This window comes from Candidatus Accumulibacter sp. ACC012, assembly GCF_907163155.1.
Classification (GTDB): Bacteria; Pseudomonadota; Gammaproteobacteria; order Burkholderiales; family Rhodocyclaceae; genus Accumulibacter; species Accumulibacter delftensis.
On sequence record NZ_CAJQUC010000003.1, the window covers coordinates 459,083 to 482,004 of the forward strand.

Below are 22,922 nucleotides of genomic sequence, written 5' to 3' on the forward strand. Positions count from 1 at the left end.
ATGACCGAGCACAGCTTAAACCACTGTCTGATTTCCAGGGACCACTATAGCCGGCGCAGTGTCGCCGGAAATGCCTCCTACTCCTTCAATGTCCAGCCGGTGGCTGATGATGTGGTCAATCTGACCCTGGGCGCTGCGGTCAGCGGCAGTATCGAGCACGCTGCCCAGCAGGACTACTACGACTTCCGCCTGGAGGCCGGTAGTGCGCTGTATTTCGATTCCCTCACCAACAGCACCGACTTCACCTGGACGCTCAGTGGTCCGCGCGGCCCGGTGGTGTCGGCCCGGCAGTTCGCCGACAGCGACTCCAACGATTACAAAAGCAACCCGGTGCTCAGCCTGGAGGCCGGCGATTACACCCTGATCGTAGGCGGCAAGGATGCCACGACCGGCGCTTACGGCTTCCGACTGGTGGATCTGGCTGCGGCCACGCTCATCGACGTCGGCGATACGGTCACCGACACCCTGAACCCCGGCAACGCGACGCATCTGTTCCGCTTCGCTGCCAGCGCCCGCGACCGTTTTAATTTCGAGCTGCTCAGCGAGAGCGCAAACAGCCCGTACTGGCGGCTCATCAGTCCCGATTACGGGGTGCTATTTGGCCCCGGCGCCACTGATGACGTGGTGTCAACCATGCCCTTCACCGGCACCTACTACCTGCTGCTCGAAGGGCGGGTCAGCGAGAGCAAGGCCGTCGACTACAGTTTCCGGATAGCCGACACCGCCTTGCCGAATAGCGGCGGTCACAGCAGTCAGGATTTCGACGCCGACGGCCTGCCGTGGGTAGCCGCCAGCTTCAGCAACTCGGCGCCGGTGGTGATCCCCGGTGGGCCGTCGGGCAACTTCCTGCGCCTGCTGCCGGGCAGCGTTACCGGCTACAACACGATTGCCTTCAACAATGCCGGTGTTGGTGTGATTCCGGCGACGGTGAGCGTCGATTTCGACTTCCGCATCGGCAAAGTCAGCAATCAGGGTGACGGCATTGGCTTCGCCTGGTTGAACGCGGACGTCTGGGGCATCAGTGGCCCGGCACCACAGTTTGGCGAAGAGGTTAACCTGGCCGGCAGCTTCGGCGTCGGCTTCGACCCGGTGAACAACGGCGAACTCAGCGACAACCACGTCTCACTGCATTTCAACGGTAGCAAGCTCGCCGAGTTCAACCTCCCTGGCTTCCGCCTCGACAGCGGTGATTTTCAGCACGCGCGCGTCGTCATTGCCGCGGTCACCGGCGGCAGCAAGGTTTCCGTCTACCTGACACCCAATGCCGGCAGCGAAGTGGCGGTCGTCGAGGACTATTTCATCAGTGGTATGCAGGCCTACGACGGGCGCATGGCTTTCGGTGCGCGCAACGGCGGTTGGCGCGCCGACAACGACCTCGACAATATCCGCGTCGCCGTCGTCGCCGGTACGGCCGAGACCCTGCCGGTCCTGACCCTGGGTACCGTGGCGGTGAGCGGCACGCTGTCCGCCAGCGGCGAGATAGACCGCTACCGCTTCAGCGTCACCGACGCTACGCGCACCTATTTCGACTCACTGACCAACAACAGCAGCCTGCGCTGGAGTCTGAGCGGGCCGCACGGCAGCGTCGTTGCCGACCGCAGCTTCACCGCTTCGGATGGCTACCAGGGCCTGTCCCTGCTGGACCTGACAGCGGGTGACTACCTGTTGTCCGTTTTCGGTAGCACCGGCGCCTACAGCTTCAAGCTGATGGACATGGATCAGGGCGAAGTGCTGACTCCGGATACCCCTACCAGCGGTACGCTCAGCCCGGGCAACGAGACCGACATCTACCGTTTTGATGCCCTTGCCGGCGAGCAATTCTACTTCGACCGCGTCAGCTTCAGCGGCGGCTACTACATCGATTGGCGCTTGATCGATCCCTTCGGCCGCCCGCTGTGGGGGCCGACGCACATGTACACCAACGACGTCGACCTGACGACGCTGCCGTACTCGGGGACCTACTACCTGCTGCTCGAGGGCCGCTATCACGAGGATACGGCGTCGAGCTACACGATCAACGTGCGCAAGATCGACAACAGCGTCAGCACGCCGATCGTCGTCGGCGACCGCGTCGATGCCGAACTGAGCAAGCCGGGCGAGGTCGACAGCTTCAGCTTCGAAATCGCCGGCAGCGAGTCGAAACGCGTCTACTTCGATGTTCTTACCAACACCAGCCAACTCAGCTGGACCTTGAGCGGGCCGCGCGGCAGCCTTGTCTCCGGGCGCTTGTTCAGCGCCACCGACGCCGCCAACGGGCGCTCGATCATGGATCTGGCGCCGGGCAGTTACACGCTGATCGTCGACGGCAGTGGCGATGCCACCGGCGCTTACGCTTTCCGCCTGCTCGATCTGGCGGCCGGGACGCAGATCGTCCCCGGAACGCCGCTGCTCGAGCGGACGCTGACGCCCGGCAACGAGACCGACGTCTACTGGTTTGACGCCGTCGCCGGCGAGCGTTTCTACTTCGATCGCGTCAGCTTCAGCGGCGGTTATTACACCGACTGGCAGTTGCTCGACCCGGCGGGGAACACGCTGTGGGGCTCCACCCACATGTACTACAGCGACGTGGACGTCACGACGCTGCCGCGCAGCGGTCGCTACACCTTGCTGGTCGAAGGTCGCTACCACGAAGACGCGGCCACTTCGACTTACACCATCAACGTCCAGCCGGTGGTCGACCATGTCACGCCGATGACGCTCGACAGCGAGGTCGCCGGCTCGATCGACAGCGTCGGCCAGCGCGGCCTGCATACCTTCACGCTCAGCGAGACCAGGCAGGTCTACGTCGACGTTCTGACCAACAACGGCAATTTCTCGTGGAGCCTCAGCGGTCCGCGCGGCAGCGAGGTGGCGAACCACTCCTTCAGCAGCACCGACGGCGTGCATGGGCTGTCGCTGCTCGAACTGCTGCCGGGCGATTACACGCTGAGCATCGACGGTAGCGGCGAGGCAACCGGCGCTTACGCCTTGCGCCTCCTCGACCTCGCCGCTGCGCCGCTGATCACCCCGGGTACGCCGGTCAGCAGCCAGCTCAATCCGGCCAATTCGACCGATATCTTCCGCTTCAACGCTGCCGCCGGCGATCGTTTCTACTTCGACCGGGTCAGCTTCAGCGGCGCCTACTACACCGAATGGCGCTTGCTCGATCCCTGGGGCAAGACGGTGTGGGGGCCGACGCATTTCTACACCAATGACGTCGACGTAACGACACTGGAATTCGACGGCCTGTACACGCTGCTCGTCGAGGGGCGCTACCATGAGAGCGGCATCTCGAACTACACGCTCAACGTCTCGCCGTCGCCGCTTGCGCAAAAAATCATCCTCACCGGGCTCGGCAGCGTTCCGGGTGCCGACCTCAAGGTCGAGAATCTGGTGTTGACGCCGGTCGGCGGCGGCCTCACCGCCGGCGGCCAGGTGCTGGTCAGCTGGGAAGTGAGCAATACCGGCAATTTACCAGCCGATGCGCCGTGGAAAGATCGCATCCTGGTGCGCAACATGGACCGTGGCGGCGAGTTGGTCGTCAACCTGCTGGTCGACTACAGCGACCTCGGTGGCGCAGCGACCGATCCGCTGGCCGTCGGCGCGCGTCGCGCCCGGCAGGTGACGGTGAGCTTGCCGCCCGGCAACAGCGGTGCCGGCAACCTGCGTTTCGAAGTCGCCGCCGACGTCACCAACGTCGTCGCCGAACCCGGCGTCGCCGAGCTGAACAATGCTGCCAGCGTGAACGCGCTTGCCGCGTCGACCCCGTATCCCGACCTGCAGGTCGATAGCGTCGTCGTGACGCCGAGCAGCGGCTGGGCGGCGGGTAGCAGCGTGACCGTCAGCTGGCGGGTTAATAACGGCGGCAGTGTTGGCGTCGACGACGCCTGGAACGATCGCCTCAGGGTGCGCAATCTGAGCACCGGCGCGATCCTGCTCAACGCCAGCAGCCGCTACCTGCCGGCGGTCGGTGGCGCGCTCGCCGCCGGCGGCTCGATCGACCGCCGCTTCACCTTTAACTGGCCGGCCGGCGCCGTCGGCAGCGGCCAGTTCGAATTCCTGGTGAGCACCGACGACGATGGCGAGATTTTCGAGAGCAACGCCAGCGACAGCGCGGAGACCAACAACGCGGCGACTGTGGTCGTCGCCTCGGCGCCTGATCTGCTCGTCCAGAGGCTGCGCGTCGACGCGTTCACGGCCACTGCCGGCGACAGCGTCACCGTCTTCTGGGACGATCGCAACGACGGCCTGATCGCCACCCCGGCGAGTTGGCACGACCGCCTGATCGTGCGCAACCTGAGCAGCGGCGAAACGCTGCTCGACGTCGCTCTGCCCTACAACATCGCGCTGATCGGCAACGCCGCGCTGGCGCCCGATGCCAGCGTCGCGCGTTCGTACACCTTCCAGTTGCCGGAGGGCCTGCGCGGCAGTGGCCAGATCGAAGTCGAGGTGCGTGCCGACCAGAACGCCGCCGGCCAGGGGAGCCTGGTCGAATATACCGCCGCCGGCGACGGCGGCGAGAGCAACAACAGCGCCCGCCTGGCGTTCACCGCGGCGGCCAGACCCTACGCCGACCTCGCGGTCGGCAGCTTGAGCGCACCGAGCAGCGGCCGCGGCGGCGAGACGATCACGCTCGAGTGGACGGTGCTCAACCAGGGATCGATTGCCAGCGGCCCGCAGTGGAGCGACCTCGTCGTGCTCAGCAGGGACGACGTGATCGGCAACGCCGACGACGTGACCCTGGCCAGCGTCGGGCACTACGGCGTGCTGGCGCCCGGTGCCTCCTATCAGCAGAGCCGGCAGCTGCTCCTTCCCGAGCGCCTGGATGGCGCTTTCCGCGTGGCGGTCGTCGCCGACGCGTTTGGCGAGCTCAGCGAGCCCGACACGCGCGCCAACAACAGCGCGCTGGTGACGATCGACCTGTCGACGCCGCACGCCGACCTGCAGGTCGAGGTCGTCGCCGCGCCGGCCAGCGCGCGCAGCGGTGAAGCGACGCCCGTCAGCTGGCGGGTGCGCAATGCCGGCGACCGGCCGACCGACGTGACGCAATGGCAGGACCGCATCTACCTGTCAAGCGACGCCGCGCTCGACGCTGGCGATACGCTGCTGGCGCAGATCCTGCACAGCGGTGGGCTCGGCGCTGGTGAAAGCTACAGCGGCCAGAGCAATGTCTTCCTGCCCTTCGGGATCACTGGCGACTACCGCATTCTGGTTAGGACCGACGCTGCCAGCCAGGTTTTCGAGAGCATTTTCGAGGACAACAACGTCACTGCCAGCCATGCGGCAGTGCAGGTGCTGGCGCCGACACTGGCCGATCTGAGCGTCAGCGAGATCGTCGTGCCGGTGCCGGGTGCTCCGGGGCAGACGCGGATCGTTGCGTGGACCGTCGCCAATAGCGGCAGCGGCGCCGCGCGTGGCAGCTGGAGCGACCGCGTGTACCTCAGCGCCGACGGCAGTCTCGGCAGCGCGCGTCTGCTGGCGACCGTGCCGCACAGCAGCGAACTGTTGGCGCTGGCCAGCTACACGGCGAGCACCGAGATCACGCTGCCCGACGTCGCCGACGGCGATTATTTCATTGTCGTCAGCAGCGACGTCGGCGATACGGTTTTCGAAGGCAGCCAGGAGGGCAACAACAGCAGCGTTTCGACGGCGACTCTGGGCGTCGTCCATCCGGATCTGCGGCCGGTGTTGGTGAGCGCGCCGGCCGGCGCGTTGTCCAGCGAGGCCATCGTCGTCGCCTGGCAGATGCGCAACGCCGGCAGCAGCGACGCTTTCGGCGCGTGGACCGATCGCCTCTACCTGTCGCGCGATGCGACGCTTGGTGCCGACGACACACTGCTCGGCGAACTGGCGCATGGCGGCCCACTCGCCACCGGCGCCAGCTACGACGCGCAACTGCAGGTCAATTTGCCGCTGGCGGCCAGCGGCGACTACTTCCTGCTGTTGGTCGGCGACGCGCTCGGGCAGGTGCACGAGCTCGGTGCCGAAAACAACAACGTCGGTTCGACGCCGTTCGCCGCTGCGCTGGCGCCCTACGCCAACCTGGTCGTCAGCGCCGTCAGCGCCGAAGCCAGCGTGCCGTATGCGCCGGCACCCGAGGTGGTCGTCGGCGACCCGGCGCAGATCACCGTCAGCTGGACGGTCGGCAACGACGGCAACGGCGTCGGCCAGACGACGCAGTGGACCGATACCCTGCTGGTGTCCACCGATAGCATCGTCGGCAACGGCGACGACCGCGTCCTTGCCAGCTACGAGCACCTCGGCGCGCTGGCGGTCGGCGAGAGCTACACGCGCAGCGAGACTTTCCTGCTGCCGGCCTACTTCCAGGGGCGCTACCATTTCTTCGTACGCAGCGACGCTGGCAACCAGGTCTTCGAGAACGGTCTCGAGGCCGACAATGCCGCCGAGGCGGCGCGCATCTTCGATGTCGTGCGCATTCCCTACGCCGACCTGATCGTCAGCCAGGCCAGCGTACCGGCCACCGCCCGTTCGGGGCAGAGCATGAGCGTTTCCTGGCAGGTGACCAACCACGGCATTGGTCCGACCGATATTCCCGGCTGGAACGACGTGGTCACCCTCGCCGACGCTGCGGGCAAGCCGGTTGCCGTGCTTGGCAGCTTCACGCACCTCGGCGTGCTCGCCGCCGGCGACAGCTACAGCCGCACGCAGGAAGTAACGATTCCCAACGGGCTCTCCGGCAGCTACTTCGTGAGCGTGCGCACCGCTGGCCCCGAAGAATTCATCTACGTCGACAACAACAGCCGCGTCGCCGGGCTGGTGGACATCGTCCTGTCGGACTCGCCGGACCTGCAGGTAAGCGACATCATGACGCCGGAGACGGCGTCCGAAGGCGATACCATCGACGTTCGCTGGACGGTCACCAACAAGGGACTGGCCAAGGCCGATGGCGCGTGGACCGACGTCGTTTCGATGCGCAAGGTCGGCCAGCCCAATGACCCCGGCATTTACCTCGGCACTTTCACCTACGACGCCGGCGGCCTCGAAGCCGGCATTTCCTACACCCGCACCGAGCGCTTCCGCCTGCCGGCGCGCACCGAAGGCGTCTATCAGCTGGTCGTGCTGACCAATTCCAGCCGGCAGGTGTACGAGTACGGTGGTGCGGCCGCCAACAACAGCGCTGCCGACGACCAGGTGCTGCAGGTCGCGCTGTTGCCGCGCTCCGACCTGCAGGTGGCCAATGTCGTTGCCCCGGCGCGGGCCTCGGCCGGCGCGACGGTGTCGCTGCGCTTCTCGATCATCAACCAGGGGACCGTGCCGACGACGACGCCACGCTGGCAGGACCGCGTGTACCTGTCGCTCGACAACAAGCTCAGCGGCGACGACCTGCTGATCGGCTCTTACGACAATGGTGCGGCGCTCAACCCCGGTGAGCAGTACGCCACCGACAGTGGCAGCCTGCAGATCCCGATCCGTTTCCGCGGCGACGTTTTCCTGATCGTTCAGGCTGACGGCAGCGGCTCGGTCGACGAGTACCCCAACGACGCCAACAATATCGCCGCCGTGCCGCTCTTCGTCGAGCCGTACCCACTCGCCGACCTGGTCGCCGGCAGCGTCGTGGCGCCGGCGCAGGCCGTCGAGGGCGCCAGCATCGAGGTCCGCTACACGGTCGCCAACCGCGGCAGCGGCACCACTGCCGGAGCCAACTGGACGGACACCATCTGGCTGTCGCGCGACAAGACGCGGCCCAACGCCAGCGGCAACAGCGCCATCCTGCTCGGCGCGCTGCAGCACCAGGGCGCGCTGGCGGTGGGCAGCAGCTACGACGTCGTCACTCAGGTCGCGCTGCCGGCGCACGTCGCCTCGGGCTCTTACTACATCACCGTCTGGAGCGATTCCTACGATGTCATCCTCGAGGATACGCTGGCCAGCAACCTCAATCCGGACGACATCAACGAGCTCGACAACAACAACTACAAGGCACGGGCGATCGACGTCATCGGCGGCTTCGCACCGCCGCCGCCGGACCTGCGCATCAGCGCTCTCGCGGCTTCGCCTCTGGCCTCGACCAGCAGTGCGCTGAGCGTCACCTGGACGGTGGCCAACAGCGGTGCCGGGGAAGCGGCCGGTAGCTGGAACGATGTCTTCTGGCTGTCCGACAAGCCGACCCTCAACGCCGCCGGTGCCAAGCAGTGGTACCTCGGCGCGGTGGCGCACGACGGCGGTGCCGCGCCCGGCGCCAGCTATACCCAGAGCACCAGCTTTGCGCTCAACCCGGCGGCCAGCGGCCAGTACCTGATCGCCTACACCGACTACAACCCTGCCAAGGGGAAACCCTACGACGTCGCCGAAGGCGACGAGGAGAACAACCCCCGCGTGCAGGACACCGGCGTCGTGCCGAGTCCGGCCGACCTGCAGGTGCTCACCATCGCCGCGCCGGGCGAGAACTTCTCGGGTGAGAAGACGACCATCAGCTGGACCGTCAAGAACTTCGGCGCAGCGGTCTGGGAGGGCACGCGCTACTGGCTGGACAGCGTCTATCTGTCGCCCGACCCGGTCTTCCTGCCCGAGCGGGCGACCAGCCTCGGCACTTTCGTGCACAATAATGCTGGCGGTCTGGCGGCGGGAGCGAGCTACACCGAGAGCGCCGAGGTCACGCTGCCGCGCGGCATCGGCGGCAATTTCTATATCTACGTGATTACCGACGCCAACCGCTACGACCCGCGCTATCCGGCCGGTGAGGCCGACGTTGGCGTCAACGCCTATTATCGCGATGACTACTACCCGACGTCGGTGTACGAGGGCGTCGGCGGGCAGGACAACAACCGCGGCGTCGGCAGCATCCCGGTCACCTACCGCGAACCCGATCTGAAAGTCACCTCCTTGCTGGTGCCGCCGCTGGGCGGGCAGTCGGGCGGCACGGTCACCGTCAATTACACGGTGACCAATATCGGTAACCGCGACACCCGCGAGATCAGCTGGTGGGACCGGCTGTTCCTGTCCAAAGACGTTTCGCTCGATACCTTCGACCTGCAGGTCGCCGAGGCCCGCCATTACGGCGTACTGAACGCCGGCGACAGCTATACCGGTACGGCGACCGTCAAGTTGCCCGACGGCATCGCCGGCGTTTTCAGCCTGCTGGCGTTCACCGATTCGGAAGCCGACAGTCGGCTGGCGTGGTGGAACAGCAACATCGTTCCCGAGTATCGCGGCGTCGGCATCGACGCCAACAACGACGCCGTGCCGGAGTTCCGCGGCGAGGGCAACAACATCACCGTTGCGCCACTGCCGGTGACGGCGGCGCCGCTCGCCGACCTGCAGGTCACCGCGGTCAGCGCGCCGAACCACATCACCGTTGGCAACGACTTCACCGTCACCTACACCGTCGGCAACCTCGGTGGCGCCGACACGCTGCCCGAGCAGGAACGCTGGGACGACCTGATCTACCTCTCACGCGACCCGCTGCTCGACCTCGACAGCGATCGCTACCTGCTGACCGTCGAGCACCGCGGCGGCCTGGCGCAGGGCGACAGTTACACGGTCAGCAGGACGCTGCGCGCGCCGCTCGACATCAGCGGCGCCTACTACGTCTTCGTGGTCACCGATCCGGCGCGCGGTAGTGGCCGCGGCAAGGTTTTCGAAGGTGGCTTCGAGCGCAACAACGCGACGCCGAACGCGCCACCGTCGATCTTCGAAGTGCCGCCGCCGGCCGACGTCCAGGTCGACGCGATCACTTTTGCCGGCACCGGCGCGGCCGGCGAAACGTTGCGTGTCGAGTGGACCGTTGCCAACCACAGCAGCAATGTCACTTCGGCGGCCTGGACCGACGCCGTCTATCTCTCCGACGATAACCTCTGGGACATCGGCGACCGCCTGCTCGGCAAGCTCGCACACAGTGGCGTGCTCGCCGAGAACGACAGCTACACGGCGAGCCTGGAGGCACTGGTGCCGCCGATCAAGATCGGCCAGTATCGCGTCATCGTCCGCCCCGACATCTACAACGAAGTTTTCGAAGGGCCTTACCGCTCGACGGGCGAAGCCAACAACTTCAGCACCTCGGCCAACGCGCTGAGCATCGCCGTCGACGAACTGCATCTGGGCGTCGCCTTGAGCACCACTTTGTCCACCGGCCAGAGCCGGGTCTACAAGCTCACCGTCGGCCAGGGCGAGACGCTCAGGCTGAGCCTGAGCGCTGTCGACCACGACGCGGCCAACGAGATCTTCGTTCGTTACGGCGATGTTCCCGACGGCTTCAACTACGACGCGACCTACGAGAATCCGCTGCAGGCCAATCAGACGGCGGTGATTCCCTTCACCAGGCCGGGCGATTACTACGTCCTGATTCGTGGCCACAGCGAACCGAAAGAGAACGCGCAGGTCAAGCTGCTCGCCGAGGTGGTGCCTTTCGCGATCACCGGCGTGCAGGTCGACCAGGGCGGCGACAGCCGCTGGGTGACCATCGACGTGCGCGGCGCCAAGTTCGCCGACAACGCGATCCTCAAACTGGTGCGCCCGGGAGTCGCCGAGTACGAGCCGGTCAAGTGGGAGGTCATCGATTCGACCTGGATCCGCGCCACCTTCGATTTCCGCGACGCGCCGCTCGGCCTCTACGACCTCAAGGTCATCAATCCGGATGGCCAGCAGGCGGTGGTCGCCTACCGTTTCCTGATCGAGCGCGCGCTGGAGACCGACGTGACCATTGGTCTGGGCGGTCCGCGCGTCCTCGCTGCCGGCGAGACCGGCACCTACGGCGTCGCGCTGCAGAGCCTGAGCAACGTCGACACGCCTTACGTGCGCTTCAGCTTCGGTGTTCCCGAGATGGGCGCCAACACCTACGTCTACGATCTGCCTTTCCTCAAGTATTACAACAACCTGCGTGGCCAGCCCGAGAGCGGCGGCGAGGACGTGCCGTGGGCCAGCCTCGATTCGGCGACCAACAGCAACGGCCAGATCCTCTCATCGGGCTACGCCTATGACGTCATCGCCGGCGGTTACGTCGGTGCCACTTTCAATGTCCAGACCTACCCGCTGCTGAAAGCGCTGTCGACGCTCAACTGGGACGCGTTGCGCGTTGGCCTGTACGAAATGTACCCCGATCTGGAGCCGATCCAGGCGCTCGCCGGCGGTCCGCAGGCGATGATCACGGTGCTGCCCGAGTTCTGGGAGCTGTGGCTGCTGGCCGGCTCGGAAGAAGGTTTGCCCGACAAGTGCGTGATCCCCTTCATCCCCTACCGCTTCAACGTCGTCGGCGCGGCGACGGCAATGACCCGTGACGAGTTCATTGCTGACCAGACTGCCGAAGCGCTCAAGTTGCGCGCGGCGATCCTTGCCGACGCCGATCTCGACGCGCAGATCGCAGACACGCGTAGCGACGACACGTCGCTCGCCGAAAAGCGCGCGGCGATCGCGCTGCGCGTCCTCGCCGCCGACGCCACGACCTGGAGCCAGGCCTACCTGGCGGCGCTCGAAGAGGTCGGTATCCTGCGTCCGGTCGACGAAGCGCCGCCGATCCGCCAGGACATCAAGGTGATGAGCCTGATGAGTACGCTGGCGACCGGGATCCTGATCGGCCCTGCCGGTGAGCAAATCCGGACCACTGCCGACCTCGCCGATTTCTTCGCCAAGATCAAGGAATGGTACGGTGACGAGCCGGGCACCAAGGCCGCCATCGACCACTACGAGGCGCGCGAGAGCGATTGCTTCGAAGGGGGGATTCCCGTGCCGGCCCTGCCGGTATTCGACGACTACGATCTCGGTCTGTCGCATCCGACCTACTTCCAGACTTTCAATATCTTCGTTCCCTACGTCGGCTTCGACAAGGATGGCGCGTCGGCGGCAACGATTGCCTTGCCCGACTACGCCTCGGTCGCGGCGTCCAACGAGCTGACCGCGCTCGATTTCTCGCGTCTCTACGAGCAGGCGATCGGCGACGGCCAGCTGGCGTCGATCGCCGGTCCGCAGGGTTACGGCGTCGATCAGTTCCTGCCGGTGGCTCAGGCGCTGCCGTACACCATCAAGTTCGAGAACCCGTCGGCGGCAGCGACTTCGGTAACCGAAATCCGCGTCGTCAGCGAACTCGATCCGGCGCTCGATCCGAGTACCTTCCGCCTCGGCGACATCAAGCTCGCCGACCTGACGGTGCACATTCCGACCGGTCGCGCGCTGTTCCAGGGCGACTTCGACCTGCGCAATGCAAAAGGCTTCATCCTGCGCGTCTCGGCGGGGATCGACCCGAGCACGAATACCGCTTCCTGGGTTTTCCAGGCCATCGACCCGGAGACCGGCGAGGTGCTGGTGGACGCCACGCGCGGCCTGCTGCTGCCCAACGCCGCCGACGGTCGCGGCGTCGGCCAGCTCGGCTACACGGTACAGGCGAAGGACGGACTGGCCTCGGGAACGCTGGTCAAGGCGCGGGCGGTGGTGCGCTTCAACGCCATTGCGCCGCAGGAGACGCAGGAACTGGTGCAGACGCTCGACAGCGGCGCGCCGCTGACGACGCTCACCGCCACGCCTGTACAGGCCGGGGGTTCCGACTATGAAGTGCGCTGGACGGCCGTCGACGAAGACGGCGGTTCGGGCGTCGCTCACGTCACCGTCTATGTCGCCAAAGATGGTGGCGATTTCCGGATCTGGAAGCGGCAGACGAGCGACAGCTTCGACATCTACTCCGGCGAAGCCGGTCACCGCTACGAATTCCTCGCTTTGGCGACCGATCGGGCCGGCAATCGTGAAGCGGCCCCCGGTGGTGTGCAAGCCCCGGACGACGGCTCCGGCGCCAATCTCGGCGGTCTGCCGAGCTTCGGCCAGACTTCGCAGGATCTGCCGCCGCCACCGGCGCCAGTGCTGCCGCCGACCAATCCCTTGTTCGTCGCCGCACAGCAGCAGATTCCGGCGGCGACGCCGCTGGCCAAGCTGCCCGAGTTCACCGAGACCCTGCGCCCGTTCACCGCGCAGTCCTACGCCACCGACTTCGTCGAGAGCCACGCGGCGATCGGTCCGTTGGCGATCGTCGAGATGCCGGATGGTTCGACCATCATCAGCGGCGGTCCGAACCGTGGCTGGCTGTACCGCATCGCGCACGATGGCGGTCGTGCGCTGCAGCCTTTCGTCGAACTCGACGAACCGATCTTCGACCTGGCGCTGGACGAGCAGGGACAGCTGTGGGCGACCACCGGCGGTGGCGCCTTGCTGCGCCTGGACGCCGACAGCGGCGAAATCCTGGCGCGCTTCGGCACGGGTATTACGCAGGCGCTGGCGATCAAGCCGTCGACCGGCGAGATCTACCTGTCGTCGGGCGATGGGATCGAGATTTTCGACCCGAGCAGCGGCAACTTCCGGCATTTCAGCGACCTGCGCGTCGACGACCTCGCTTTCGCGCCCAACGAGACGCTGTGGGCGACCTCTTGGCCGGCGCGTGGCGACGTCGTCAGTTTCGACCAGCGCGGTCGCGCGACGGTCATGGTGCGTCTCGACGGCGAAGTCGACTCGCTGGCTTTCGGCCGCGCCGGCACGGATCTGGCGGGGCTACTGTTCGTTTCCAGCAACTCGACGCATGGTGAAGTCGGCTCGGCGCTGACCATGGTCGACTTGACGACGCTACGCAGCGTCGAGATCGCTCGCGGCGGCTCGCGCGGCGAGGCGGTGGTGGCGACCAGCGACGGCCGCATCCTGCTCGGCCAGTCGCAGCAGGTCGACGTGATCAGTCCGATCGTCGCGCCGCATGTGCTTGCCACCAATCCGCCCAACCGGGCGGTGGTGTTGCTGCCGCTGAGCGAACTGACGATCACTTTCGACCAGGACATGTTTGCCGGGCCGGCTTCGGCTTCGGCTTCGGTGCTCAATCCGTTGAACTACCAGGTGGTGCGTCAGAACGGCGGCCTGGCGACGATCAGCGGCGTCAGCTACGACGCGCCGGCGCGTACCGTCACCCTGACCGTCAGCGACCTGGAAGCCGACCTCTACGACCTGCGCGTCCTCGGCAGCGTCGGCAGCAGCGCCGGCATGGCGCTCGGCTCGGCCTTCATATCGAGCTTCGTCGCCGCCCAGGACTTCTCGTCGGTGGTCCGCCTGGACTTCGATCGCGTGCGCAGCGACCGCGGTAGCGGCATCGTTTCCTACGACGTCACGATCACCAACGAAGCCGACTACGACCTGCTCCTGCCGGCGTCGCTGATCATCGACCCGGCGCGCTACTTCCAGGGCCGGCCGCTCGCTGGCGTCGCCCCGCAGGGCGCCGGCAGCCTCTGGTACATCGACCTTTCCGGCAAACTGCCGAACGGCAAGCTGCAGGCCGGCGCGTCGCTGGCCACTTTCAGCGTCTCGATCAGCAACGGCGCGGCGCAACAGATCGGTATTGGCCACGGTATCTATGCAGTGCCGTATGCAAACCAGCGGCCGAGCTTCACCTCGACGCCGCTGAGCGTCGCTGCTGCTGGCCAGGCCTACAGCTACCAGGCACTGGCCGTCGACCCTGACGGTAGTGCGCTGGCCTACCTGCTGCTCGATGGACCGGAGGGCCTGCAGCTCGATAGCCACAGCGGCGTCCTCAGCTGGCTGCCGGCGGCGCTCAGTCCGGCCACTGCTTCAGTGCTGTTGCGGGTCTACGATACGCGCGGCGGTTTCGACAGCCAGGCCTTCGTCATCGAAGTCGCCGGCGCCAATCGTCCGCCGGTGGTTTCCGAACTGCCGGGCGAGATCGAGGGCCAGGAAGGCCAGTCGCTGCTGGTCGGTCTGTCGGCGCAGGACCCCGACGAAGACTTCCTGCAGTATTTTGCCAACAATCTGCCGCCGGGAGCCGTTTTCGATCCCGAACTCAAGGCCTTGCTGTGGACGCCCGATTACCAGTCCGCCGGCACCTATCACAACGTCGAGCTGGTGGTCAGCGACGGCAAGACCTCGGTGACCCGCTCGTTCACGCTGCTCATCAAGCCCGACAACGCGCCGCCCGAAGTCAAGCCGCTGGCCGAGCGGACGATCCGCGAAGGCGATTCGCTGCGCCTGCAGCTGCAGGCTTCCGACGTGGACGGGCAGCAGCTGGTCTTCTTCGCCAACATCCTGCCGGTCGGTGCCTTCCTCGATCCGCATACCGGCGTCTTCGAATGGACATCCGGCTTCACGCAGGCCGGCGATTACCTGCTCAAGCTCGGCGCCAGCGACGGCGCCAAAGCGACCGAAACCGAGTTGCGCGTGCATGTCCTGAACGTCAACGCCGCACCGCGTTTCGACGAACTCGGGTCGTGGATCAGCTTCGAGGGACAGGTGCTGAGCTTCCGCGCCTTCGCTTTCGATGCCGACAATCCCGGTTTCATCCCGCAGGATCGCCAGAGTAGCGGCACGCTCACCTTGCAGGAAGGTGCCGACGCCAGCGTCAGCTACGTGGTCAGCGGCCTGCCCGCTGGGGCCAGCTTCGATGCGGTGACGGCGATGTTTAGCTGGACGCCCGACTTCAGCCAGGCCGGCGACTACAACGTGCGCTTCACCGCCACCGACGACGGTGACGGCGGCGTGCCGCTGACTTCCGAGATTGTCGTGCCGATCAGCATCCGCAATGCCAACCGCACGCCGGAAATCGCCGCGATCCTGCCGCAGAGCGTGCAACGCGACAGCGTCTTCGAACTGCCGGTGAGTGCCAGCGACGCCGATGGCAATCTGCTGCAGCTCACCGTCAGTGGCTTGCCGGCCTTTGCGAGTTTTGTCGACTACGGCGACGGCAGCGGCAAATTCGTTTTCGCACCGCACTCCGGCGACCGCGGCGACTACGAGATCGCGCTCACCGCGACGGATGACGGCGACGGCGGCGGCGCGCTGCTGGCGCAGTCGTTTACGCGGCGCTTCATCCTCAGCGCGCTGTCCGCCTCCGAATCGCCGCTGCTGGCACCGCTCGGCGACAAGCTGGCGCTGGTCGGCCAGCGCCTGAGTTTCACCATCGACGCCCGCGATCTCGATCAGGATGCGCTCGCTTTTGCCATGCTCAACGCACCGGCCGGAATGACCCTCACGCCGCAGCCGACCTACGGCCGGGCGCTGGTCGAATGGACGCCGACCGCGGCCAGCCTCGGTCAGAGCTTCGACGTGCGTTTCGAAGTCAGCGACAACGGCAACCAGGGCGCGACGGCACCGAACAAAGTCTCGCAGGTGGTGCGCATCAAGGTCCGCAACGCCAACAGCGCGCCGGTGCTGGCGCCGGTCGGCGACCTGACGCTGCTCGAGGGTCAGGCTTTCCGCCTGCAGCTGGCAGCCATCGACGCCGATGGCGATGTGCTCAGCTACGCGGTCAGCAATCTGCCGGCAGGTGCCAGTTTCGATACTGTCAATGGCGTCCTCAACTGGACGCCGCATCTCTTCAGCGCCGGCGACTACCCGGATGTGCGCTTCTCGGTCAGCGACGGCAGCGCCGAGAGTTCTGAGAGCGTGCGTCTCACGGTTCAGAACAGCAATCAGGCGCCGATCGTCGTTGCCCTGCTGCCGCAGAGCGGCCGCGAGGGTGCCCAGCTGCAGTTCCAGCTGTCCGTCGGCGACGTCGACGGCGACCCGGTGGTGTTCAGCGCCTTGACGCCGTTACCGGCGGGTTCGCGCTTCGACGCGCGCACAGGTGAGTTCCGCTGGACGCCGAGTTACGAGCAGGCGGGTGACTACAGCTTCAGCTTCTCGGCGCGTGACCCGCAGGGCGCGAGCAGCGAGACGACGGTCAGCGTGGCGATTGCCAACGTCAACCGGGCACCGCAGTTGAGCGTCTCCAATCACGCGGCGCTGCTCGGTCGGCCACTCGCCTTCCAGATCGTCGCACAGGACGCCGATCAGAACTCCCAGCTCAGCTACAGTGCGAGCGGTCTGCCCGACGGAGCGACGCTCGACGCGGCGACCGGCTTGCTGCAATGGACACCCGGCGCCGGCCAGGCGGGCGACTACCTGATCATGGCGCAGGTCTCGGATGGTCTCGCCAGCACGACGCTGCCGCTGCTGATCCGGGCCGCGCTGACAGCGCCGGCACCAAACGTGATCATCGAGAACACACCGAGCTTCCCGGTCATACCAGGCCAGCAGGTGTTGGTGCACGTGATCGCCGAGAGCTTTGGCGCGATCGCCCATCTGCGCCTCTACGCCGATGGCGTCGAAGTGTCGCTCGACCAGGATGGACGAGCGCTGCTGACCACCGCCACGGTCGGCAAGATCGCCCTGCGCGCCGAGGCCAGCGATGTAGACGGTTTCGTCGGCAGCAGCACGTCGGTCATCCGCGTCCGCGATCCGCTCGACAAGAGCGCGCCGACACCGTCCTTCGCCAGTCAGCTGGCGTTTGCCCGGATCACTGCGCCGACGGCGCTGATCGGCAGCACCGGCGAGGACAACGTCGACTCGTGGACCCTGGAAATCGCCCGTTACGGCGAGGAACACTACTCCTTGCTGGCCAGCGGCGACGGCGCGGTCGATGTCGCTGCTTTCGCACAGCTCGACCCGAGCAGCCTGGCCAATGGCTTTTATTCGCTGCGCCTGCGGGTCGTCGACCTGGCCGGCCGACGCGGCGAAGCGAGCATCGCGATCGAGGTCGATGTGGCGAGCAAGCAGCCGCAGCTGCTGCGCTCGGAGACCGACTTCGTGCTGACCGTCGCCGGCCACGACCTGGCCTTCGCACGCCGCTACGATTCGCTGGCGCGCTCGATTCCGGGCAGCTTCGGCGAGGGCTGGCGGCTGGCCTTCCGGGACGTCGATCTGCAAACCGACGTGTCGCTGACCGGTCGCGAGACGGCTGGCGTGCTCGGCACTTTTGCCGATGGTCAGCGGGTCTTCCTGACGCTGCCAGATGGCCAGCGCGTGGCTTTCAGCTTCGCCCCGCAGAAACACTCGATTCCGGGTCAGACCTGGTACCTGCCGGCCTTCGCTGACAATGGCAGCGGCTGGTCGCTGGAGGCGCCAGCGACGCTGCTGCAGCGCGCCGGATCCAGCTATTTCGACCTGCTTACCGGGAAGGGCTACAACCCGGCCAACGCCACAGGTACCGACTACGTTCTGGTCGCTCCCGACGGCACGCGCTACCACATCGGTGATGGCGAAGTGCGCGAGATTGTTTTCACCGATGGCGTTCGCCTGCTGCTCAGCGACAGCGGCATTGTCGCCAGCAACGGCCAGCGCGTGCAGTTTTCGCTCAACGGCGATGGTTTCATCGAACGCGTCGTCGCCGACGACGGCCGCCAGTTCCTCTACGAGTACGACGCGCAGGGTCGCCTGCGTGCCGTTCGCGATCTCGAAGTAGCGCGTTCGCTCCGCTACGGCTACGAGGAGGGCGCCCTTGGACGCCTGGCGATGGTCGCTACTGCCGGAGGTGGCAGCCTGTTCGATTACCGCGGCACGGGCGTCGCAGAGCAGGCGATCACCGCCGACCTGGGTTCGTCGCTGGGCTATCTGGCGACGCCGGTCGCCGGCCATCTCGCCGCCGGCGAGAAAGCCAGCTTCGCGTTCACCCTGCGCGAGTCCGAACTGGCGTCGACGGCCAGCGGCTCGGTATACCTGGGGCTGATCGTCGAGGGCAGCGGCGGGCTGTTACCGCTGCTGCCGGTGCTGCCGGGACTGACAGCGGTGGCCTCGTCAGTGCAGGGCAACCGCGCTTTCGCGCTCTACAAACTTGATCGCGCCGGCCTGAAGCTGATCGAGGTTGGCGGTGGCAGCGCCGCCAGTGCCGGCAGCTACCAGCTGTCGCTGTTCGTTGCCGGCGACGCCAACCGCGATGGCAAGGTCGACGGCAGCGATGCCGTGCTGATCGCTGCTGCCGCCGGGCTGCGCAGCGGCGACGCTGGCTACGCGCTGGCGCTCGACGCCGACACCAATGGCGTGATCGACAGTCTCGACCTGCAGCTGCTGATGCAAAACACCGGCTTTACCCCGAACCAGGCGCCGGTGGTGGTCGCGTCGACGGTTACCACGCACGAGGATCTGGATGTCAGCGCACCGGTAGCGAGCTTTGTCACCGATCCGGAAGGCGACCGCAGCTTCTTCTCCATCGTCGGCGCCAGTCATGGCACCGCGCGCCTGTCGGGCGACGGCCGGGCGGTGATCTTTGCGCCCGAAATGGGCTTCGTCGGCAGCGCCGACTTCACCATCCGCGCCGACGACGGCTTCGGCCACACCCTCCAGACCATCGCCGTGACGATCAGCAACGCGGCGCTGACGCGTATCGACTTCGTCGAGCGCGTCTTGCGACTGGACGTCGGCGAAGGGCGGCAGATCAGCCTGATCGGTGATTTCGCCGACCAGAGCGGCGTCGAATTGCCGGTTTCGTACGTCAGCCTGAGCAGTAGCAACGTTGGCAGTGGCACGATCGCCAGCGGCGGGCGGATCAGCGCCGTCGGCAAGGGCTCCGGCGTGCTCGTCGCCGAACGTGGCGAACTGCGCGCGGCGACATCGTTCACCGTCGGTACGCCGACCGAGACGGTTGCCGCCTACGTTTTCGCGATGGGCCTCGACGTCTATCCGGGGGCCGTCGCGCTGACCGAGAACGGTGGCCGTCGCCAGATCGTCGCCAGCCTTGCCGGCCAGATCGACCTGGCGCCGGCGAGCAGCGGCACGCGCTACTTCGTCAGCGATGATCGTGTCCTGAGTGTGTCGGCCGACGGCCTGATCACCGGCAAGGCGGCGGGAAGCGCCACGGTCACCGTGATCAACGGCGGCGGCGAGGTCGTTCTGTCAGCGATGGTTGAGGCGCCGATCAGCGGGCCGGCGGTGCTCGGCAGCCGCGGTGGCATCGTCGAAGGCGCCGACGGGTCGCTCGTGGCGGTGGCGGCGGCGGCCTTGACCGACAATACGCCGGTCTCGATCGCCGCCCTCACGGCGGCGGAACTGCCGCTGGCGATGCCCGAGGAGATGCTCATGGCCGGCGCCTTCCGGCTCGACATCGGCGACGGCAAGCTGGCGACGCCGGTACAGCTGGCGATTCCGACCACTGGTCTGGCGGCCGGCACGACGGTGGTCTTCATGCGCTACGCGGAAATACCGACCCCCGAGGGGACGCTGCTGCCGGTCTGGCTGCAGGAGGAGACCGGCATCGTCGGCGAGGACGGCATGGCGCGTACGTCGTCGCCGCCTTATGCCGGGGTCGCGATCTCGGGCGTCTATATTGCCGGTGTCGCCGGGGAAGCCGAGTTCGGGCAGGTGCGCGGGCGGACCTACGCCACTTTCCCGTCGGGGATCAACGACGGCGGCTCGTCGTTCGCGATGCTTTCGTCACTCGGCGGCGGCTCCGCCATCGGCGCGGCTTTTTCGCTGACCTCGGGTTTCATCATGACCGCGCTTTTTGGCGCACGTGAACTGCAGATCATTTCGGTGCCGGCGCAGGGTCTGCCGCAACGGACGACGCTCGGCGTCGAAATAGCCGCCGGCAAGGTCAGCGACTACGTCATCCAGGTGGTCAATCCCTACACCCCGAGCACGTCGCCGGCCAGCGAGCCCTTCATCTCGGAAGCGCGGCTGCTCTTTCGGGCGGCAGGCGCTGACCTCTTGGCGCCCTTCGTCGAGATCCAGGGCGATCGCTTCATTTACGACAACCCGTCGGCGCCCGCCTCGGCCAAGGACGGCAGCGTCATCGCCGACCTGTTCGTCATCTTCGAGACGCCCGACGGTCGTCGCTACGAGGTCCATCCCGATGCCTCGAGTACCCCGGAGCAGGTCTTTGTACAGGTGCCGCAGTCGGTGGCCATCGGTACCGCCAAGGTCTTTGTCAGACGGCCGCAATATCTGAGCAACGATGGCGCCTGGGATCTGTTGGTCGGCAAGGAGAGCAACCGCGTGCAGCTGTCCTACGACGCGCGTTACATCTTCGGCGGCCTCAGCGGCAACCAGTTGCTGGTGATCGACAGCCAGAGCAAGTATCTGGCCGCGCGCATCCCGATCGGCGGCGACTACCCGGCGCCGCGCTCGGTGGCGATCAGCCCCGACAACACGCGCGCCTACGCGACGCTGCGTTACGAAAGCGCGGTCGCCGTCATCGATACAGTCGCCTTGCAGCAGCTCGACGCCGATGGCAATCTGGCCAACGGCGTCAGCAATATCGAGCTGCTGCCGGGTGCCAGGCCGTTCTGGATCGCGGTCAGCAAGAATGGCAACAAGGCCTACGTTTCGGACGAGGTCGCCGGGCGAATCTACGTGCTCGACATCGATCCGTCATCGGGCAGCTACAACAAGCTGGTGCGCACCATCGATGTGGGGCCGGCACCGTCCGGTCTGCGCGGCATGGCGATCAACGCCAACGGCACGCGCTTGTTCGTCGCCGCGCCGGAAAAGATGCTCTTTGGCAGCGGCAGCGGCGATGGCCGGGTCTTCGTGATCGACGTGGCCGAAGGCAGCGAGACTTACGGTGAGATCGTGGAAGTCCTGCTGGCGGGCGGCGAACCCTACGGCGTGTCGGCGACCAACGACGCCAACGTGATGCTGTACACCAACCGCCTGTCGGATTCCAAGGGCGTGGTGATCGTCAAGGGTGACGTCGGCAGCTACACGCAGACCGCCGTCGGCATGCATCTGGGTTCGTTCACCGATTACTTCGACGTCAACAATGCGATCTCCGTGGTGCTCTCGAAGGACGGCGAGTACGCCTTCGTCTCGGGCTTCAACGTCTTCATTCAGGACAATCCGTCGCACGACCCGAACTACGATCCCTTCCATCCGGCGGGCGGCAACGTCGGCATCATCCGCGACCCGCTGGGTGCGGCGCCGACTCTGGTCGCGGCCACCCGCCCGGTGCCGATGTCCTGGCCTGACAATCTGGTCCTCTCGCCGGACGGCGACACTCTCTACGCCGCTTACCGCGGCCAGCGGGTGGTGATGGGCTTCGACGTGCAGGCGATGATTACCGCGGTCAATAACCCGGACTTTGCCGGGCAACTCGAGCGCAAGCCGATCGACGACCTCGCGCCGTCGATCAACGTCCGCTCGAACTTCAAGATCATCAAGCCCGGCAGCTTCCACTCGGACCCGGTCTTCGGCGTGCCACCGGGCGAGGAGTTCACCGGCCCGATCGGTGTCGGCGGGCAGGCCAACGGCCTGGTCGCGCAGGGCGGCGCGTCGCTCGAACTGCTGGCGCCCGGCAAACTGAGCAGTGAGCTGCTACCGACGTTCTCATGGCTGGTAAAGGGCTTCGAGAATGCCAAGAGCCGGCTCTACGTGAGCACCTACCGGGGCAGTGAAGGCCTTTTCCCGAGCGACCTCGGGAAGCCGGATCTGAACGCCGACCGGATCTTCTCGTCCGCGCTGCTCGATGCGAACAGCATCGACGCGGACGGATCGCTGATCTTCATCAAGGCGCTGACCGAGAAACTCAAGCTCACCGCCGGCCAGCAGTATTTCTGGGGCGTCGAGGTGGTGTCGCCGTCGGGCACGGTGATCGCCCGCGACTGGCGCGTGTTCAAGACCGAAGCCTACCGCGATGCTTCGCAGCCGTTCAGCAGCGTGACGCTGCTGACGCATGGCTTCCAGCTTTCGCCGACGGCGCCGGCCAACGTCGCCGACAGCATTGCCGCATTCATCGAAATGGCCGAGAACATCGCCCGTGCCGGCGGTGAGGGCGTCGCCGCGCTGTACCAGAAGACGACCGGCCGCTGGCTGGTCTTCTATAACGGCGCCACTTTCGAAACCAGCGTCGATCTGGAATCGGTGCTCGCCTCGCCGGCGATGGCCGGCAAGCCGGTGGTGTTGGTCAGCGACTGGTTCAACGAGTCGGATTTTCCGACCAACGGCTTCAGCGAGGCGGCCGCCGACGCGCTCTATTCGGCGCTGGCCAGGCTCAACTTCAACCTCGGCGACAACAAGCTGTTCGACTCGCCGATCCACCTGATCGGTCACAGCCGTGGCACGGTGGTGAACAGTGAAATCGCCCAGCGTTTTGGCATTTACGCCAAGGCCGTGCGGCTGACGATGACCTCGCTGGACGTCCATGATTTCAATCAGCCGTCCCTCGACATTCCCGTTGGCGAGTACATCGACTTGTTTGGCAGTAGCCTCAG

The 22,922-nt window shown here is 66.3% G+C and carries 1 protein-coding gene (cut by a window edge); it reads left to right on the forward strand.

All coding sequences use genetic code 11. The annotated features are described in order from the left end of the window. Positions 1-22,922, forward strand: partial view of a CARDB domain-containing protein gene (locus QZ648_RS05460; protein ID WP_291996349.1) — the 5' portion only. The gene runs 6,253 nt beyond the window's last position; only the first 22,922 of its 29,175 coding nucleotides appear in the window; it begins with the start codon at positions 1-3; the stop codon falls past the right edge of the window.